This is a genomic window from Nonomuraea sp. NPDC050540 (assembly GCF_044457485.1).
Classification (GTDB): domain Bacteria; phylum Actinomycetota; class Actinomycetes; order Streptosporangiales; family Streptosporangiaceae; genus Nonomuraea.
In genome coordinates this window covers 214,837-232,742 of sequence record NZ_JBITHA010000014.1, presented here as the reverse complement: position 1 = coordinate 232,742, position 17,906 = coordinate 214,837, and the positions used below count along the sequence as shown (strand labels likewise).

The 17,906-nt window shown below is 67.9% G+C and carries 18 protein-coding genes; 2 read left to right on the top strand and 16 right to left on the bottom strand.

Annotated features, from left to right (window positions below; translation table 11 throughout):
* The first annotated feature begins 43 nt into the window (after positions 1-43).
* Positions 44-676, top strand: a complete 633-nt coding sequence (locus ACIBI5_RS38300) for a TetR/AcrR family transcriptional regulator (RefSeq protein ID WP_397254138.1) — start codon at positions 44-46, stop codon at positions 674-676.
* A gap of 62 nt (positions 677-738) precedes the next feature.
* Here ACIBI5_RS38300 and ACIBI5_RS38295 read toward each other — a convergent pair whose 3' ends face one another.
* The 6 genes from ACIBI5_RS38295 to ACIBI5_RS38270 form a co-directional block, all read right to left on the bottom strand.
* A complete protein-coding gene (locus ACIBI5_RS38295; protein ID WP_397254136.1) occupies positions 739-987 on the bottom strand; it encodes a hypothetical protein in 249 nt (82 codons plus the stop codon).
* Positions 988-1,085: 98 nt separating this feature from the next.
* Positions 1,086-2,306 carry a cytochrome P450 gene (locus ACIBI5_RS38290; protein WP_397254134.1) on the bottom strand — a complete coding sequence of 407 codons (1,221 nt, stop codon included), beginning with the start codon at positions 2,304-2,306 and terminating at the stop codon, positions 1,086-1,088.
* A gap of 48 nt (positions 2,307-2,354) precedes the next feature.
* Positions 2,355-2,933: a hypothetical protein gene (locus tag ACIBI5_RS38285; RefSeq protein ID WP_397254132.1), complete on the bottom strand. Its 579-nt coding sequence runs from the start codon at positions 2,931-2,933 to the stop codon at positions 2,355-2,357.
* Between the two features lie 159 nt (positions 2,934-3,092).
* On the bottom strand, positions 3,093-4,760 hold the full coding sequence (locus tag ACIBI5_RS38280; RefSeq protein WP_397254130.1) for a CocE/NonD family hydrolase: 1,668 nt from the start codon (positions 4,758-4,760) through the stop codon (positions 3,093-3,095).
* A gap of 52 nt (positions 4,761-4,812) precedes the next feature.
* Positions 4,813-6,141: a M14 family zinc carboxypeptidase gene (locus ACIBI5_RS38275; RefSeq protein WP_397254128.1), complete on the bottom strand. Its 1,329-nt coding sequence runs from the start codon at positions 6,139-6,141 to the stop codon at positions 4,813-4,815.
* Complete coding sequence (locus tag ACIBI5_RS38270) at positions 6,138-6,506, bottom strand: FAD-dependent oxidoreductase (protein ID WP_397254127.1); 369 nt, start codon at positions 6,504-6,506, stop codon at positions 6,138-6,140. The genes ACIBI5_RS38275 and ACIBI5_RS38270 overlap by 4 nt, the downstream gene beginning before the upstream one ends.
* 156 nt (positions 6,507-6,662) lie before the next feature.
* On the opposite strand from ACIBI5_RS38270, the gene ACIBI5_RS38265 reads away from it, so the two are divergent.
* The gene (locus ACIBI5_RS38265) at positions 6,663-7,355 is read left to right on the top strand and encodes a GntR family transcriptional regulator (protein WP_397254125.1); all 693 of its coding nucleotides are present in this window, start codon (positions 6,663-6,665) and stop codon (positions 7,353-7,355) included.
* Between the two features lie 144 nt (positions 7,356-7,499).
* Here ACIBI5_RS38265 and ACIBI5_RS38260 read toward each other — a convergent pair whose 3' ends face one another.
* The 10 genes from ACIBI5_RS38260 to speB form a co-directional block, all read right to left on the bottom strand.
* Positions 7,500-8,309, bottom strand: a complete 810-nt coding sequence (locus ACIBI5_RS38260) for an alpha/beta fold hydrolase (protein WP_397254123.1) — start codon at positions 8,307-8,309, stop codon at positions 7,500-7,502.
* A gap of 68 nt (positions 8,310-8,377) precedes the next feature.
* Positions 8,378-9,052: a TetR/AcrR family transcriptional regulator gene (locus tag ACIBI5_RS38255; RefSeq protein WP_397254121.1), complete on the bottom strand. Its 675-nt coding sequence runs from the start codon at positions 9,050-9,052 to the stop codon at positions 8,378-8,380.
* A 239-nt stretch (positions 9,053-9,291) separates the two neighbouring features.
* Entirely contained in the window at positions 9,292-10,119 is an 828-nt protein-coding gene (locus ACIBI5_RS38250) for a hypothetical protein (protein ID WP_397254119.1), read from the bottom strand.
* Positions 10,116-10,652, bottom strand: a complete 537-nt coding sequence (locus ACIBI5_RS38245; protein ID WP_397254117.1) for an RNA polymerase sigma factor — start codon at positions 10,650-10,652, stop codon at positions 10,116-10,118. Before ACIBI5_RS38245 ends, ACIBI5_RS38250 begins: the two co-directional genes overlap by 4 nt.
* Before the next feature lie 287 nt (positions 10,653-10,939).
* Positions 10,940-11,299 (bottom strand): GNAT family N-acetyltransferase, encoded by a 360-nt coding sequence (locus ACIBI5_RS38240; RefSeq protein WP_397254116.1) that lies wholly within the window; start codon positions 11,297-11,299, stop codon positions 10,940-10,942.
* A gap of 297 nt (positions 11,300-11,596) precedes the next feature.
* Positions 11,597-12,808 (bottom strand): hypothetical protein, encoded by a 1,212-nt coding sequence (locus ACIBI5_RS38235; protein WP_397254115.1) that lies wholly within the window; start codon positions 12,806-12,808, stop codon positions 11,597-11,599.
* A gap of 223 nt (positions 12,809-13,031) precedes the next feature.
* Positions 13,032-13,748 carry a hypothetical protein gene (locus ACIBI5_RS38230; protein WP_397254114.1) on the bottom strand — a complete coding sequence of 239 codons (717 nt, stop codon included), beginning with the start codon at positions 13,746-13,748 and terminating at the stop codon, positions 13,032-13,034.
* Between the two features lie 301 nt (positions 13,749-14,049).
* The gene (locus tag ACIBI5_RS38225) at positions 14,050-14,739 is read right to left on the bottom strand and encodes a hypothetical protein (protein ID WP_397254112.1); all 690 of its coding nucleotides are present in this window, start codon (positions 14,737-14,739) and stop codon (positions 14,050-14,052) included.
* 632 nt (positions 14,740-15,371) lie between these two features.
* The gene (locus ACIBI5_RS38220; RefSeq protein WP_397254110.1) at positions 15,372-16,871 is read right to left on the bottom strand and encodes a purine-cytosine permease family protein; all 1,500 of its coding nucleotides are present in this window, start codon (positions 16,869-16,871) and stop codon (positions 15,372-15,374) included.
* Entirely contained in the window at positions 16,868-17,809 is a 942-nt protein-coding gene (speB, locus tag ACIBI5_RS38215; protein WP_397254108.1) for an agmatinase, read from the bottom strand. The genes ACIBI5_RS38220 and speB overlap by 4 nt, the downstream gene beginning before the upstream one ends.
* Between the last annotated feature and the right edge of the window lie 97 nt (positions 17,810-17,906).

Here is a 17,906-nt window from a genome sequence, read left to right as displayed (position 1 = left end):
AGAGTTGACTTCTAGTGAATGAATCTAGAGATAGACTCTAGCCATGAGCGATGTCAAGCCACCCAGCAAGCGGACGCAGAAGGCGCGGGAGACGCGCGGGCGCATCCTCCAAGCAGCGCTGGAACTGTTCGTCCTGGACGGCTACGGTGCGACGAACCTGCAGGACGTGGCCGCGAAGGCCGGGGTCGCGGTGCAGACGATCTACTTCGTCTTCGGCAACAAGCGCGCTCTGCTGAAGGAACTGGTCGACGTGACGATCGCGGGCGACGACGAGCCGGTCGCCACGATGGACCGGCCGTGGTACGTCAATGCCCTCAGTGCCGGGACCGCCCAGGACATGCTGCGCGCGTACGTCGCGGGCACGGCCTCGGTCCTGGAGCGTGTCGCGCCGATCGGCAAGGTGCTGGACGGAGCGTGCGCGAGCGACCCCGAGGTCGCCGCCTTGTGGCCCCACGACGTCGATCCGCGCTACGTGGTCCAGGAGAGGGCGGCCAAGGCCCTCGCCGGCAAGCCGGGCGCGCGGGCGGAGGTATCGGCCGAGGAGGCCGCCGACGTGCTGTACGGCCTGCTCAGCCCCGAGCTCTACCTGCTGTTCGTGCACGAGCGCGGCTGGCCGCGCGACCGCTGGGAGCGGTGGGTTCTTCGGACTCTGATCGCGCGACTCTGCGCGGAGTAGCAGTGCTGCCGCTTCATGAGCGTGCCCCGCCGCTACGGCTCGTGACTCATCCTCTGGAGAGGTCAGACGCCGAACGGCGCTGGGTAGACGATGGTGCCGCTGGGCACGGGGATCGTGTCGTCGAAGACGAATGCCATCATCGCCTCGTCGGGCACCTCGAAAGACGGACGGATCCCCAAGGTTGACGCAGGGATGAAACCGAAGCGGGGGTAGTACTCGGGATGGCCGAGAACGAGGTTCGCGCCCTTGTCGCGAGCGGCGAGTCGAGCCGCGTGGATGGCGGCCCCGCGGGTGGCCCGGGTGGAAGACATGGCGGGTCAGCCCGATCGCCGTGGTGAGTGGATGGCCCAGGCCGGCTGGGCGAGCCGGCTCCGCCACTCGTCCGGGTTGTCTTCCAGGGCGTCGGGCTTCAGGCGGTGACCGGAAGGGAACAGAAGCCGCGGATCGATGCCGACGACCGTCGTCGCGGGTCGCCCGTCTGGCGCAGCCGGGGCAGCCGTTCGGCGAGAGCCCGCAGGGCGATCTCTCCTTCGATGCGGGCGAGCTGAGCCCCCAGGCAGTAGTGGATCCCGCTGGAGAAGGCGAAGTGCTCGGGGCCGCCGGTACGGGTGATGTCGAACCTGTCCGGTTCGGCGTAGACCTCCGGATCGCGGCTGGCCGCGGCCAGGACCGTCAGCACCTGCGTGTCCTTGCGCAGTAGCCTGCCGCCCAGCTCCACCTCATGCTGGGCGACACGCCCGGTGACCGGTACGGGCGGGTCGTACCGGAGGATCTCCTCCACCGCCCCGGCGGCCAGGTCCGGGTTCTCCCGCAGTGTCCGCCACTGTTCTGGATGGCGCGCGAGCTGGTACGCCCCGTTGCCGATCAGGTTCACCGTCGTCTCGAATCCGGCGATGAGCAGCAGCAGGCAGGTGGCGATCACCTCTCCGACGGTGACCTGCTCGCCGTCGACCGCGTTGACCAGCACACTGATCACGTCGGCGCCCGGCTCTCGCCTGCGCTCGTTCATCAGCTCGGTGAACAGCTGGGTCATCGCCGCGAGGGCCGCTTCCCACTCGGCCCGCTGGCGCGAGGTCAGCTGCCCGTCCAGCGCCTGGCCGGTGAGGGTGCCGTAGCGGGCGAACTCCCCGCGCCGGTTCTCGGGGATGTCGAGCAGCTCGCTGATCACCGTGATCGGCAACGGCGTGGCGAACTCCCCGATCAGGTCGAACGGCCCGTCACCGATCCGGTCCAGCAGGCGCGCCGTGGCCTCTTCGATCCGGGGGCGGTACTCATTGATCAGCTTGGGGCGGAAGGCGGGCGCGACCAGGCGCCGCAGCCGGCTGTGGTCCGGCGGATCCAGCTCCAGCAGTGAGGGCGCCAGCCCCAGAGGAAGTTGCTGCTCGCTCGGCAACCGGCCCGCGGAGTCCCGCATTCCGAAGCCCTGGCCGCGCAACACCTGGCTGCACAGCTCGTAGGACGTAACCGCCGCATAACCCATCATGCTCCGATAGACCGGTCCGTGCCGCCGGATTCTGCCGTAGACCGGCCACGGATCCTCCCTCGGCAGGTACAACTGGGCGACGTGATCGCCACACGCCGCCAGCGTGCGGGTCGCCGCGCGGACGGCCAGACCTCTGATCGCGGACATGCTTCCTCCTCGATGAGTGGTTCTTCGGTACGGCGGAGCCCGCGGCCTCTACGACGGCGTGACGCCGATGCCGCCCAGCAGAGTCGCCATCACCAGGCCCGGCGCGTCCAGTGGAGCCAGCCGTCCCAGCGAGATCGCTTCCCAGGCGCTGTAGATGAGGCCGTTGAAGGTGAGGTTCGCCCACCACATGGGCACCTCGGCGCGGAAGATCCCGGCCTGCTGACCGCGCCGGATCAGCTCGTCGAGTGGCTCGTCTATGGCGGCGACCCGGGCCACGAGTTCCTCGTCCAGGTCCAGCGATGGCTGCCGCACCAGGAACTCGATCCGCGGGCCGAGCGGGATCACCAGGGTGACCAGTCGGCGCAGCGCGTCGAGCACCTGATCGCCGGGAACGTCCAGCTGCGCCTCGGCGATGGCCTTGTCCAGGCGATCGACCGCGTCATGGGCGATCGCGACCAGCATCGCCTGACGGGTCGGATAGCGCTTGGTCAACGTGGTCCGCCCCACCCCCGCGGCGGCCGCGACGTCGGCCATGGAGGCGGACGGGTTGGACAGGAGCACCTCGGTCGCGACATCCAAGATCGACTGCCTGGTCCGGTACGCGCGCGGCCCTTCATGACCTCTCACGCTCATAAGAGTACATCGATGTCCATATAAGAACGCAAGAGTCCCTATACGGATTCCGCGGTACGCCAGGCAAGGCGCCCCTCCCGGCGGACGAAGCAGCGGGGTCGAGAGGGGCGGCGGCCTCCGGATCGGGGACGAGCCCCTGATCCCGGATGCCCGTCACACCGGATCAAGCCCGGGGATCACCGGCAGGATCAGCCGGGAGGGACGCTCCGGACCGTGCCAGATCTCGTTGTGAGCCACCCGCGGCTCGGCGCCGTGGACGATCGATCCGCCGGTGTTCTGGTTCCGGTCGTACTTCGGGAAGGCACTCGACGAGATCTCCAGCCCTACCCTGTGCCCGACGCTGAACTCGTGCGCGGTGCTCCACATGTCGACCTCGACGCGGTACACCACGCCCGGCCGCAGAGCGAGCTCCATGGCGAAGCCCTCCCGGTAACGTGCGCGGACGATGCCGTCGCAGAGCCGGCGCCGTACACCGTCGGGCCCGACGTCGACGAGCTTCGCGGTGAAGTCGGTGTCGGGCGCGTCGCTGCCGACGAACAGCTCGGCGCGTACGGGACCGATCACCGTCAGCGGCTCCCCGAGCTCCGGCCCGAGATAGACGAGCACATCGTCGCGATCTTCGACCTCGGCGTAGTCGTCGGGACCGCCGATCTGCATCGACGTCGGCTCGGTGAGGAACGGCACCGGATCGGCGGGGTCGTATCGGTACGTGTCCGTCGGCTCCTCCGACGCAGGGGCGTCGATGGTCAGCCGCCCGCCGCCGCCACGAGTATTGGCGTCACCCGCGCTGCGCAGGTACAGCGATGTCCACACGGTTTCCGGCAGCGGCCATTCATCGGCGTCACGCCACTCCCCGCGACCCATCAGGAACAACCGTGCGCGCGCCTCCCGGTCGACGCCGTTGTCGATACCCCGCAGGTGGTGGTCAAGGAAGCGCAACTCCAGGTCGGTCACTTCGACGTCCTCGGCATGGTCGCCGAAGTCGACGTCGCCGATCCTCCGGCCGCCCGCGCGACCGGCGTCGTGCCCCCAGGGGCCCATCACCAGCCGTTGCGCGCGCCGCGCCTTCTCCGTGGGTGCCTTCGAGACCATAGCCGCGAAGTTCCGCAGCGTTCCCGGTTGGACGTCGTCGTACCACCCGGTGATGTGCAGCGCCGGAACGTCCACTACGGACAGTTTCTGCTGGTAGGCGAGCGGGGCCCAGTACTCGGTGTCGCCGGGGGCGTGTCCGATGTCCGCCCGCCAGGCGGCGCTGACGAATCCGGCGGCCTCGTCCATGGTGTACAGCGGAAGGTGGCTGTAAACGGCGTTCCAATCGATTCCGGCCACATTCTGCAGGGCACGACGATCGACCATCCGGTACCAGCAGACCTCCTGCGGAAGCCGCGTTCCGGTCGGGAAGTCCACGAAAGGATCCGAGGGTGTCGCGTACGCGACGATCGCCCGCAGGTGCGGAGGCTTCTCCAGCGCGGTCAGCCATTGGGCGTGGCCGGAGTAGGAACCACCCCAGCTCGCGACGTTGCCATCGCACCAGTCCTGCGCGGCCACCCACTCGATCACGTCATAGCCATCCCGGCCTTCGTTCCGGTACGGCTCGAACACGCCGTCGGAATCGCCGCGGCCGCGGACGTCGTAGATCACGACCGCGTAGCCCCGCTCCGCCATGAGTGCCGCCTGCGCGGGCCGCCTCGGGTCGTTCTTGCCGTAAGGGGTGCCGAGAACGATCGCGGGCGCCGGTGCGTCGCCGGCCGGGCCGTACCGGTCGGCCGCGAGGGTGATGCCGTCACGCAGCGGGACCGTCAGGTTGTACAGGTTCTTCACGTGAGCTCCCCGAGTACTCGGACCAGGGTCCCGCCGACGTGGTGAAGGCCGGTCATCTCGCCTCCTTCAGAATCCGCCGCAGGGCGACCAGTCCGGCGCCCACCTGCACGGCGACCACCTCACGCAGCGGAAAGGGATTCCCCTCCGACACCATGCCCGCGGCCTGGCAGGCCTGGTCGAACAACGCATCGGCTTTCCGGACGGTCGCCCGGAGGACCGGCGCCTGGTTGCCGGTGGCGAGTTCGGCCCGGAGCAGCCGTCGCAACTGCCCGAGACCGCGCATCCGGATCATGTGCGGGGTTATCGCGCCGACGAAGGCTTCGCCGACCGCGGCGGGCCGCTCGTCCATCGCTTCGGCCGCGGCCCGCATCCCCTGCCCCAGCAAGGGAGCGAGCCGGACGAGTGACTCGGCCGAGGCGGCGAGGGGTGACCCGCAGCGCAGCGCCGGGCGGACCGCCGCCATCAGGTCGGCGAGCAGGTCCGACGCCTCGGCCATCTCCGTGGCCGCCTGACCGAACACCTCACCCACCGTCCGGCCGGAATCGGCATCGTCCGCCGCACACGGGTCGTTCCACATCGGAATCTCGGTGACCAGGGTGGTGGTCCCGTACTGGGCGGCCCAGTGCCCGCTGGTCGCGCCGGCTTCGGCGATCCCGCCATCGATCAACTCCGCGGGCGGGAGGAGGTAGACCCCCTTACCGGGGGTGTCGAGCCCCGCCACGGCCGCGGAGTCCATCGCCAGGGGAACGGCGGTCTGGCCGGTGAACGCCAGCAGATCCTCGGCGAGCCCCGGTACGTCATGGTCGAGGACGTAGAAGACGCCGCCGAAATCGCAGTTGTGCAGGGAGTACTGGAACACCGGACGCAGGTCTTCCAGGATCCGCATCACCGCCTGGGTTTCCGGCAACGGCCTGTCGTAGTAACCATTCTCGGAGAAATGGGGGAACGTGAAGTCGACGTCGTCCACCGGCGCCGGGCGGTGGAGATGCTGGTGATAGTCCCGAATGGAGCGTGGCCCCGCGAACCACCCTTCGTTCATCCTGGCGGCGTCGGGGTTGGCCCAGGGCAGGAAATGCCAGGTCAAGTCGTCGCGTAGTTCGGCGTGCTCGATCACGAGCCGGGCGAGGTGGCTGACCGTCAGAGCGCCATACGGCTCGTTCGCGTGCGGGCCGCCCAGGATCAGGACGTTCCGCTCACCGTGCCCGATCGACAGGACGCGGAGTGGATCGCCCAAACGGCTCGTCCCGTAACGGCGCCACCGGCACAGGTCTCCGTTCGCGGCCCGCAGCTTCTCGAGTTGGTCAATCAGGCCGTCGACCGTGGGGATCTCCGTCCAGTCCGGGATCGTGGTGAGGTATTTCGTGAGGTCGTCGGGGATCATGTGTCTCCCTGTGAATGGTTGGTGGTCCAGGAAGGCTGAGGGCGGCTGCCCCTCAGGGAGAAGAAGGTCACAGAATGCGGGAAGACGTGCCGGCATCGCCTTTCCACGCGGACGCCGGAAGCCGCGCGACGATCCGGCCGGTGGCCGGGGCGAGGGTCATTCCGAGCGTTCCGCAGAACCCCGGGGTTGGACATGGCCAGGCTGTAGCTCGGCACGACCAGCCCGGCACTCCCCGCCGACGCGCCGCGCCCCGGAGCCGGGTCCACCACCAGGACGTCGGCGCCGGAGCGGGCGAGGTAGGAGGCAGCCGCGCTGCCGATGACCCCACCACCCACGAGGGCGACGTCCACCTGATTCGAACCCATGCCCCACCTCACTTGGCGTTGCGGGTTAGGTGTAATACCTTACACCTCAGGTGTCAAGCATTTACGTGGCCTTCGGCAGCTCCACGACGAGAAGGGACATCGGAACGCGATACCTTATACCTCAGACAGGCGGCTTCGACGATCAGGGAGTCCTCTATGTCCCGTCCCGGCCCCACGGTCGCACCCGGCACCGGGTTGCGGCGACAAAGTCTTCGCGACGATGCCGGCCAGGTGATCCGCGCCCAGATCGTAGCGGGCGAGATCCGCCCGGGGGCGCTGTACGCGATCGGCCAGCTGGCCGAACAGCTACAGGTGTCGATCACCCCGGTGCGGGAGGCGCTGCTCGACCTGGCCAAGGAAGGCTTGATCGAAATGGTGCGCAACCGGGGCTTCAGGATCCGAGTCATGACCGAAGCCGATCTCGATCAGATCATCCAGATCCGGTTGATGCTCGAGGTCCCGGCCGTCCGTGAGATCGCCGCTCGCGGGCTCGTCGACGACTTCGCTCCCTTGCGCGACCTGGCCGCGCGTACCGAAGAGGCCGCGATGACGGGGGACTGGGTCGGTTTCCTCGGCACCGACCGGGAGCTCCACCTCACCCTGCTCGGCCATCTGGGAAATCCCCGGCTGGTCGACATCGTCGCCCAGCTACGCGACCAAGGCCGCCTGTACGGCCTGGACCACGTCGCGGGCACGCAGGACTTCATCGAGTCCACACGAGAGCACGATGCGCTGCTCGACGCCGTCGAGTCCGGAAGGGCGGACGAGGCGGCGGAGCTGATGAGCACGCACCTCAAACACGCGCGGGGGATCTGGGCGGGTACCGCGGAAGCACGCTCGGAGCTTTAGGAGTACGTCGTCGGTTCGCCATGGCGACGTTCTGGGCAGGTGGCCCAACAGCACCCGGTCGCTGTTGGGCTGGTCCAGCGCAGCTCGGTGGGGCGCCGTGACGATGCCGGCCGGTCTTGAGTTCGCGTTGATGGCTGTCAATGCTCATGTGCTGAGCAGGAAGCCGGTCAGCAGCGGCGCCAGCACCTGCGGTGCGGCGACGTGGGGCTGGCCCGGCATGACGTGATGGCGTCCGTCGGGCATGGCGGCGGCGAGCTGGGCGCCGGTTTCGACCATCCAGGCGAAGCTGTCGCCGCCGCACAGCAGCAGCGCGGGGATCGTCACCGTGGCGGCCTGTTCTGCCGGGGTGGCGCCGCCTCTGCTGCTCGCGCTGACCACGTCGAACGGATCATGGGGCAGGGTGTGGGCGACGGCCTGCACGGCGGGGTCGTTGCTCATCTGCTCGACCATCTGCCGCGGCATCCCGGTGGGCGTCAGGAACGCGGCGACGGCCTCGGCCCTGCGGTCCTGGGCGAGCAGGGCGCGGATGGCGGTGGCTTGCTCGCGTCCGGCCCGCTCCTCGGCGGCCTGCCGCTCGCGCTGGTCTTCGCCGTCCTGGGCGGGGGTGAAGGGCGGCTCGTGCAGGACGAGCTTGGTGATGGGCAGGCCGGCGGCGGCCGCGTGCAGGGCGAGGGCCGCTCCGGAGGAATGGCCGTAGACCGCGGCGCTGCCACCGGCTCCGTCGATGAGGGCGGCGAGGTCCTCGATCTCCCGCTGGACGCTCCAACCGGCGATGCCTCCGCTGCCGCCGCGCCCGCGCCGGTCGTAGGCGATCGCGGGAAGGCGGGGCGCGAGCTGCTCGGCCAGCGCGGTGACCGAGGTGCGGTCGCACAACGCCGCGGTGATCAGGATGAGCGGCGGGCCGTCGCCGCCGAAGCGCTGGTAGGCGATGGGTGTGCCGTCTGCCGAGATCACCTTGGTCATCATGATCCTCTGGTGTCGATGGGGTTCGGGACATGGGGATGCACTGATCAGGAGCGCTGTCACTGCGAACGGTCACCGGCGCCCGGCGTTCCGGCCGGCCTGCTGGGCCGGCTCACGCCGTAGGCGGCCAGGAACACCCGGGTTCCCTCGTCGGCGTAGTGCTCGAGGGTGGCGGGGGTGAGGTGGTCGTCTGTGTGGAACATGGCCTGGTTCAGCGGGATCGAAAGGATCAGCCAGTTGAAGTGCTGGGCCGCCAGTGCCGGGTCGTCCGCTCGCAGCAGGCCGCGCCCGGCCAGGGTGGTGAACACCCGTGCCAGGGTGGTGTGGCCGCGTCCTGGGCCGTTGGCGTACCAGGTGCTCGCCAGGTCGGGGAAGCGCTCGGCCTCGCCGATGACCAGGCGGCGCAGCCGCATGAGGTGCGGCTGGATGACGTTCACGACATGCCGTCGGGCGAAGGCGCGCAGGTCCGTGGCGAGGTCCTGACTGGCCGCCAGCGCCTCGACGCTGTCGTGCGAGCGGTGTTCGGCGGCCTCGATGTCCTCGGTGATCACCGCGGTGAACAGCCCCTTCTTGTCGCCGAAGAGCCCGTAGACGGTGCGTTTGGAGGTGGAGGCGAGCGCCGCCACCTCATCCACACTGGCCCCGGCGAAACCGCCCGCGAGGAACACCGACCGCGCGGCGTCGATGATCGCCTGACGCTTGGCGGCCGACCTGAGCTCCGCCGGGCTGACCATGGGCATCTCCTTCGCCAGCGAAAGGGAAACGGCTACTCTGGTACGGTACCGTACCGTACCAGACAATGCGAGCCAGGAGATGCCCACGCCCGAAACGGTCGTCCACCACACGCACCTGCTGACCCACGCCGAGCCCGGCCGCAGGAACGGACCATCGAAACGACAAGATCCCGCCTGACCACCAAGATCAGACGGGATCTCTCGACTCCAGCCCGGCCGGCATGCGGCGCTGTGGGGCTTCACGACGAGCGGCAGGCGTCACTTTCCGCGGGCTCCCGCCGGCCTGGGCGCTTCGCCGGCTCCGGGCCCGCCCAGATCCGCACCTCGCCAAGGGCATGCGGCGTGACGTCCTGGACGAACCAGTTGTCCGGCACCTGCATAGCCGTGACCTTCCGCGACTCCCCGCCGACCATGATCCTGAAGTCGGTGATCGAGCCGTCGCGCTTGGCCAGCACCTTCCGCAGTTCACCGACCGTGATGTTCTCGAAGGCGACACAGTGCAGCAACTCGCCGGGAGCGTTCACGAAGCCCATCGTGTCGTACTTCTCGCCCGCCCTGGCAGGCCGCGCCAATACGATGGCCGCCTTTTCCGACAGCTTCGCGGGGATGCGCAGCGAGATCGTGCAGCCTGTCGGGTCTGCCGCGCACGCATTCGTCAGGGAGACGATTTCCGTGGTCGACAGGTAGACGACTGACCCGACCACGCTGGGCGAGCCCGGGGTGAAAGACAGCTCGATGTCCAATCCTCGTGCGCGGAACTCCTCCCGATACCGTTCAGGATCGGCGTAGAGGTCGCTGACGGTGACGATCCAGTCGTCGCCCGACCGCTGGAACGCCAGCGCGGCACTGGGGGCGATCGGCGCCTTCTTCGGCAGGAACGCCACCCCGACGACGGCGGCCAACGCGATGACCGCGGCCAGGGGCAGCAGGACGGGCCAGCTCCACCGCCTGCGTACCTCGGCGGGCGTCGCCACGATCTCCTCCATGAGCTCCCGCGCGCCCCGCCCCTCCTGCGGCGCGATGGGAGCGGGATCGATGGTCCTCAGCATGCGGTCGATCTTGCTCACAGGTTCTCTCCCCTCAGTTCCGCGGTCGGGTTTCCCTCTTCGGCCACGCCCAGCTCTCTGGCCAGCCGTTTGCGTGCCCGGTGCAGGCGGATGCGGACGGCTGTCGCCGTACAGCCGAGGACCTTGCCGATCTGCTGCCCGGTCAGACCTTCCCAGCAGGTCAGCGCGAGCACTTCACGGTCACGCGCGGACAGGCGGTCGAACACGTCCCTCACGTGGTCGAGGTCCGCGGGGGCCGCGCGGCGCTCGGCTGTCAGTTCCTCACGAAGCCGCTCGGCCAGTACGGCCCGGCGGGAGGCGCCGCGGCGCTGGTTGGACAGCACGCGGCGGGCCACGCCGTACAGCCACAGGCGCGCCCCATCGCCCTCGGGCACATCGCCGATGCGCCGCCACGCGGTGAGGAACGTCTCGGAGATGGCGTCCGCGGTGTCGTCAGGTGAGTCGGTACGGCGGGCGACGTATTGATGGATGGCCGGGTAATACGCATGGTAGATCGTCTCGAAACGATCCCGCGCCCCCAGTGGACGGGTCACGGATGGGTCTCCTCAAGCCGAAGGTGCCAGACATAGGAGTACATGTCCGGCCCCGGTGGCGACTGTTTCACCCCTCCAGACCCTTCACCGGAACGCCATCCACCGGCCAGAGCAGGCCGCCCAACCGCAAACTCCGGCCCGCCGTGGGACATACCTGGCGGTCCGCTTCACCGAGCAGCCGGCGACGCCTGTTAGGTGACGGACTCGCCCGCCGGGAGCTCATCCTGCCGTGCCGCGCGGACACCACCGCCACTTTCCGGGGGCAACGTCAGCGCACGCGGTTCCGCTCAGTCCATCCTGCGGTGCTTGGTGTACTCGACCTTGGCCGGTCCCTCCGCCTCCAGCCGTCGGCCAGGTGACCAGCCGCATGCCTCGTAGAAGGCGTTGGCCGCGGTGTTGCCGGCGAAGCTCTCCAGCCGGATGGCTGCATGATGCGCGAACAGGGTCGACTCCGCATGCCGGAGCAGGACTCGGCCCAGCCCTCGACGGTGATGGTCGGGGTCGACCATCATCACGTCGATGGTGGGGCCGTCGAGGATGGAAACTCCGACGATCCGCCCATCGTGGCTCAGGTGGTACACCTTGCCCTGCTCCAGATAGGTCTTCACGTGGGCGTCCGACGCACCGCTACCCAGGAACCAGTCCACCGCCTCATCTCCCAGAAACGCGCGGTAACAGGCGTCGATCGTCCGGCGGGCAAGGGCTTGAAGGGCGTCAAGGTCCTCTGCGGCCGCGACTCGGATGACGTGCTGATGTCCTGCCGACATGGTGGTTCCCGGTGCGAAAAGGGGGTGTCTCCTTCACCTTAGCCGCTCCACACGTCCTTGCCCGCCAGCCACGGCGCCCCTGCTCAAGGCCACGCTCGCCGACGGCGGTCCGTTGCTGAGGATGGCTGATGTGCCGGCCGTAGGGTGCAGAGGCTAAAGCCTGACCGGCTTCGGCGGCTAGCCCGCGCTGGGTTGAGACGGTTGTACCTCGTCCTTCACCGCCAGTAGCTCCGCGTGGCGCTGCAGCTCGGTCAAGATGGTGTCGGGCCGGGCGGTGAGGGCCGGATTCCGGCGTAGCGCTTCGACTTCAAGCTGGCTCAGCTCACGACGTACCACCGACCCGCCGTACTTGACCACGAGCAGCGTCCCGTGGTGGATGATCGCCGAGTCCATATCCGCGATGGCTTCCATCACCTTGGCGAAGGCTTCGGCTTCCTGGACGTTCACCTCGGCCTGGCGAGTGTCGAGCCCGTACAGTCCTGCGGCGCGGGCGGCGATGGCCATACCGTCGTCGAGATGATCCTTCTTCGCCCGGGTCAGGAAGGTCTTCCAGAGGGACCCGATGATGGGAATGCCCTCGTAGATGACCTCTGCGCCTTGCGCGGCGAGCCACTCGGTCACCGCCGATTCGACGTACTCCTGCTGGTGCTCATGGCTGAGGAAGATCGTAAGAACTTGCGCCTGCGGCTCCTCCTCAGCCGAACGATCGCGCAGCGCCGCCTGCTGAGCGATGTTGAAGCGCATCCGTTCCTCGTTGGCCGTGACGACGGCGTGCACGGTTCTGCTGTACCCGGACGGGAGGGGAGGCTCGTGCTGGGCTGGAGGGGAGAACGGTGAGCGAGGATCCACCCAAGAGTCCGGTGGCGCTGGAACACCGTCCTCGCCGGCCACCCGCAGGAGCTGACGTGCGAAGTCATGAGCCATGCGCCATGGCGCACGCCGCCAACCGGGCTCGAACCTTCGCCGTAGAAAGAGCTCAAGATCCGGCAAATCAGGAAGGCCGGCCTCGGGCCGGAGCAGAGTGTGCCCCACTCCCCGTCCAGAAGCCAGGTCCTCCAAGGGATGCAGGATGCGCAGAACCTCTTTCACCGGATCGCCCCGATAGCCGGTTGGGCTCATCAGCGCGCCCACGAATCGCAAACAGGTCTGCCAGGCGGCGATCTCGGCCCCTGTGATGAGCGGGTCGAGCGTGACCAGCAGCACCGTGAGTTCCGCAGGGTCTGGTGGGGCTTGCCCGGTGAAGATCTCGTGCACCCGGCTCTCGGAGGTCTCCAGCCGGCCCGCCAGCGACTTGAGCGGAGCAGCCTTTTCCCCCGAGACCCTTCCCAGCTCCAGGGCGAACTCCTGAAGGGGCCGGATGCGGTCGAGGGCGGACATGGTTCCGGGCATGACTGGCTCCTGCCGTCTGGAGGTGTCCACCCATCTTGAACCGCCACACATCGGCGTGCCATCGAAAGTTCCTCAGGCGACGCGAAGGGCTGGTCGGTCTGCGGAAACGGGCCCAATGCACACCGTAGCGTTCAAGCCGTGCCAATCCGGACCTGCTGGAGGGGTGGCGCATCTCGTCATACGGCCGCCTGGTGACGATGGCGGCCGTGAACGGCGATGCCGTCTAGTGCCACGCGTAGATTCTCCAGTACGCCCGCTCGTCAACCCCGGCCTTGATCGCGTCCATCTGTGGTCTGCTGAGGAGTAGCCCGACGTACTCCACCATGTAGCTGGTTATGTTGATCGTCCATTTCTCATAGGTCATGGTCGTATGGTCGCCGGGGGCGGCGGCGTCCATGCAATATTTGGCTCTTTTGAGCGCGTGTCCCAGTTCTCGGTCGCCTGCGATTCCCGCTCGCCTTTCCAGTGATTTGCATGCGTCGAGCATCGATTCGACGCGGCTGTAGAACTCGCGATGGGCTGTCATGTACTTGCGGGGCAGGGCGCGATTCTGTGCATGCCATCGGAGCGCACTGGTGAGATTTTCGTGTCCGTCTCCTCTCAGGTCGATGGCTGTTGTGAACCGGCCCAGCTGAACCTTTGAGGCCGTTCTCCAAAACTCCTCCGGGACTTCTCGAAGGAGGCCCATCATCGAGCCGGTGACGAAGCAGTAGGCTTTTTCTTGCCGTGCGGATCGATGAACGTCCGTGTACCAATTGATTCCAACGACCACGCATCCGCCGAGAAACGAGTATCCAATGACGCCCGAGAGAAGATTGACCATTATCGGATGCTTCTGAAGAAGCTCTAGATAGTACATCTCCATATAGCAGGCGATGGTGATGCTGGCTAAGAACGTTGCGATGAGGACGGCGACCACGGTCTTCGGCAGGCGCGGCATCAACCTTCTCCAATCGTGCCTCAGCATCGCCAGGGGTGAGTATTCCCAGGACACGATAACGACCCGCAGCGCACCCGCGTTCCCGATTGGCGCTGGTTGTTCCGAGGGGATTTGTCCTACTGGGCTGCACAATCCACTCAGGTGGGCATTGGAATGGCAAACCGTACGAAAGGAGTGGCTGTGGGTCGCGTCTTAATGGGGAATTTCGATGACCCAATACGCCCGATTCGCGAATCAGTCTCACGTTCAGATCGGAGAGTGCACTCGGCGTCGAGGCCGCCCTCTCCGACGAGCCCATTGCTCACGGCGCGAGGTGCCGCTGGGCCTCCTCGAAGCCCGCCGCCTGAAGGGCGGGTTCGATCTCGAGCTTGCTCAGGACGAGTCGCGGATCAGCGAAGTAGCTGGGGTTTCTCTGCATCCGCGCCACCTGCTCAGGTGTCAGTTCGCGTACGAGAGGCACGCCGTCGACCTTCACGATCAGGATGTTGCTGAACGTGAGAAGCGCGTTGTCGGTCCCCTTCAGCGTCTCCAGCAGCGCGGCGATCGCTTCCCCCTGTGCTTTGGTGATCTGGGACTGGGGCTCGCCGTACCACCGTGCTGTGGCGCCGGCGGTGAGGGCGTCGGCGGTGGTGTTCAGGTTGCCGGGTTCTCCCTGCCGTTTGACCGCTGAGACGAACGCCTGCCAAATGGACCCGATGACGACGTTGCTCGCGAGAATGATCTTTTGGCCGAATGCGTCGAGGACCGCGCCCAGGGCCGTTCGGACTTCCTCGAAGTCGGCTGGATTCTCCAGGTAGATGACCACCGGATTGGGGGCTACATCCGAATCGGGTGTTCGCATGGCGATGATGCGTTGCATCTCGACGATCTGTGACTCGGGAGAGACTACTTGTTGCTGGCTGTGAAGGTGGATCGTGTCGCCGTGGATGTTCGCCGCTTGCACGAAGTACCCACCTTGACTGACGTCCACTGGTCCGCGTTCGCTGCTCATGGTGGCTCCTTCTGTGTGAGACGCTGCCAGTGCGGATCGCGCCCGCCGCCTGCTCGATGGGCGCGGAAGCGTAGCCGGTCAGCTGTCACTGATGGCGAAGTCTGCGGCTGTATAGACTTTTTGGGCTTGCGCGAGCCTATTGGTCGATTCGTCGTATTTGACGAGTTCCAACCGGTGAGTACGCGCGACAGGCCATGCTATCGCGGGACTTATGGACGTCCCGCTAGCGTGTCGGCCCTCTCACCCTGAAGTGAGGACTTGCGAGCGAACCGTCCGGTGCTGACGACAACCAGGACGGCGACAGGCTGACACCTCGTTCCATGCGGAAACACACCCCGCCGTATGTGAGAGTCACAACTTTCGTGATGTGCGCATGCTTCACCGTGGGCATCATCGGCGATTCCCAGAAGTGCCGGCCCCGGCGGAATGCCGCCTGAGGTCAGGGAACGGATCTCTCCGTACCATGCGCGTGATATCCAGATGAGCTTGTCGCGGTTACGCGGAAACCAGACCTTCGCCAAGACGGCCGAGCCAGCCCGACTGGTCAGGGTGATTCAGCACGGAACCGTGTTCCCGAACGGCAGAGGATCACCTCCACGGGCGTGGAACGGCTTCGCGCGGCGGGGACCGGTCTACTTGGCGGCGGGCACGATGGGCGGTACGGGCGTGTCGGACGAGCGGACCAGGCGGGGTCCGGCGGGCCCGAACACCTCGCGGGGTTCGGGGAACCACGACAGCAGCGCCAGGTAGAGCAGTGCGGCCAGGGCCAGGCCGATGGGCAGGGAGACGTCCACGCCTCCGGCCAGGCCACCGAGCGGGCCGACGAACTGGCCGGGCAGGTTGACCGACAGCAGCGCCACCAGGGCCGAGACGAGCCAGGCGGTCATGGCCCGCCAGTTCCAGCCGTGGGTGAACCAGTAGCGCCCGCCCCGCTGGCGGCGGTTGAAGACCTGCAGCGCCTCGGGGTCGTACCAGCCGCGGCGGGTGACGTAGCCGATCATCATGATCACCATCCAGGGAGCGGTGCAGGTGATGATCAGGGTGGCGAAGGTGGAGATGCTGGCGGTCAGGTTGGCGGCGAAGCGGCCGATGAAGATGAAGACGATCGACAGGGTGCCGATGAACACCGTCGCGCGCACCCGGGAGAAGCGCGGGAAGACGCTGGAGAAGTCCAGGCCGGTGCCGTACAGGGCGGTCGTGCCCGTGGACATGCCGCCGACGAGCGCGATGAGGCAGACGGGGACGAAGAACCAGCCGGGGGAGACGGCCAGCAGCCCGCCGACGTAGTTGGGGGCGGCGGGGTCGACGTACGGCGCGGCCTTGACGGCGATGATCGAGGCGGTGGCCAGGCCGAAGGTGAAGGGCAGGAGGGTGGCGATCTGCGACAGGAACGCCGCGGCCATCACGCGGCTCTTGGGCGCGGAGGCCGGGATGTAGCGTGACCAGTCGCCCAGGAAGGCGCCGAACGAGACCGGGTTGGACAGCACGATCAGCGCCGCGCCGATGAACGAGGGCCAGAACAAGGGGTCGCCGGAGGCGATGGGGCCGACGTACCCGGAGTCGAAGTCCCCGGCGAAGGCGACGGCTCCCACGGCGAACAGCAGGGACGCGGCCACCACGGCGATCTTGTTGACGAACAGCATGAAGCGGAAGCCGTACACGCAGACGACCAGGACGAGACCGGCGAAGATCGCGTAGGCCAGCCCGCGCATGGTGTTGTTCTCCGGCAGCCCGGCCAGGCGGTGGGCGCCGCCGACGAGCGCGTCGCCGGAGGACCACACGGAGATCGAGAAGAAGGCGATGGCCGTCAGCAGCGACAGGAACGACCCGATGATGCGGCCGTGCACGCCGAGGTGGGCGCTGGAGGAGACGGCGTTGTTGGTGCCGTTGAGCGGGCCGAACAACGACAGCGGCGCCAGGATGAGCGAGCCGACGACCAGGCCGAGCACCGTCGCGGCCAGGCCGTCCCGGAAGGACAGGCCGAACAGGATGGGGAAGGCGCCGAGCACGCAGGTGGAGAAGGTGTTCGCGCCGCCGAAGGCCAGCCGGAACAGGTCGAAGGGTGTGGCGCTGCGATCGGCGTCGGGGATGCGGTCGACGCCGTAGGTCTCGATCTCGGTGATGGTGCTCACGGCGACTCCCGGGGGGTGTTCAGGGCGAGGAGGCTGACCAGGTCGTAGGCGACGTGGGCCGCGGCCACGGAGGTGATCTCGGCGTGGTCGTAGGCGGGGGCCACCTCGACGACGTCGGCGCCGACGATCGCGCGGTCGGCCAGGCCGCGCAGGATCTCCAGCAGTTCCCTGCTGGTCAGGCCGCCCGCCTCGGGGGTGCCGGTGCCGGGCGCGTGGGCGGGGTCGAGCACGTCGATGTCGACCGAGATGTACAGCGGGCGGTCGCCTACGCGCTGGCGCAGGATGTCGACGACCTCGTCGACGCCGCGGCGCATGACGTCGGAGGAGGTCAGGATGCCGAAGCCGAGGCGCCGGTCCTCTTCCAGGTCGCGCTTGCCGTACAGGGGACCGCGGATGCCGACGTGGCTGAGGGCGGAGGTGTCGAGCAGGCCCTCCTCGACGGCGCGGCGGAACGGGGTGCCGTGGGTGTAGGCGGCGCCGAAGTAGGTGTCCCAGGTGTCGAGGTGGGCGTCGAAGTGCAGCAGCGCGATCGGGCCGTGCCGCTCGGCGGCGGCGCGTAGCAGCGGCAGCGCGATCGTGTGGTCGCCGCCGATGGTCACCAGGCGGGCGTCGAGGGCGGCGGCCGAGGCGGCGATGGTTTCCACGGCCTCGCCGATGTCGAAGGGGTTGCAGGCGATGTCGCCGGCGTCGGCGACCTGGACCGTCTCGAAGGGGGAGAGGTCCAGGGCCGGGTGGTAGGGGCGCAGCAGGCGCGAGGCCTCGCGGACGGCGGCCGGCCCGAATCGCGCGCCGGGCCGGTAGGAGACGCCGCCGTCGAACGGCACGCCGATCACGGCGACGTCGGCGCGGCCGACCTCGTCCAGGCGGGGCAGCCGGGCGAAGGTGGCGGGTCCGGCGAAACGCGGGATCTTCGAGGAGTCGAGCGGCCCCCGGGGCATGTGGTGGTCCTTTCGCGTGACAGGTTCTTTCCGCAGAGTGTGCAAGCCCCGCGCCGGACCGGGCAATTGTGGCCGCCATGGAATGGCTGCCTATGCT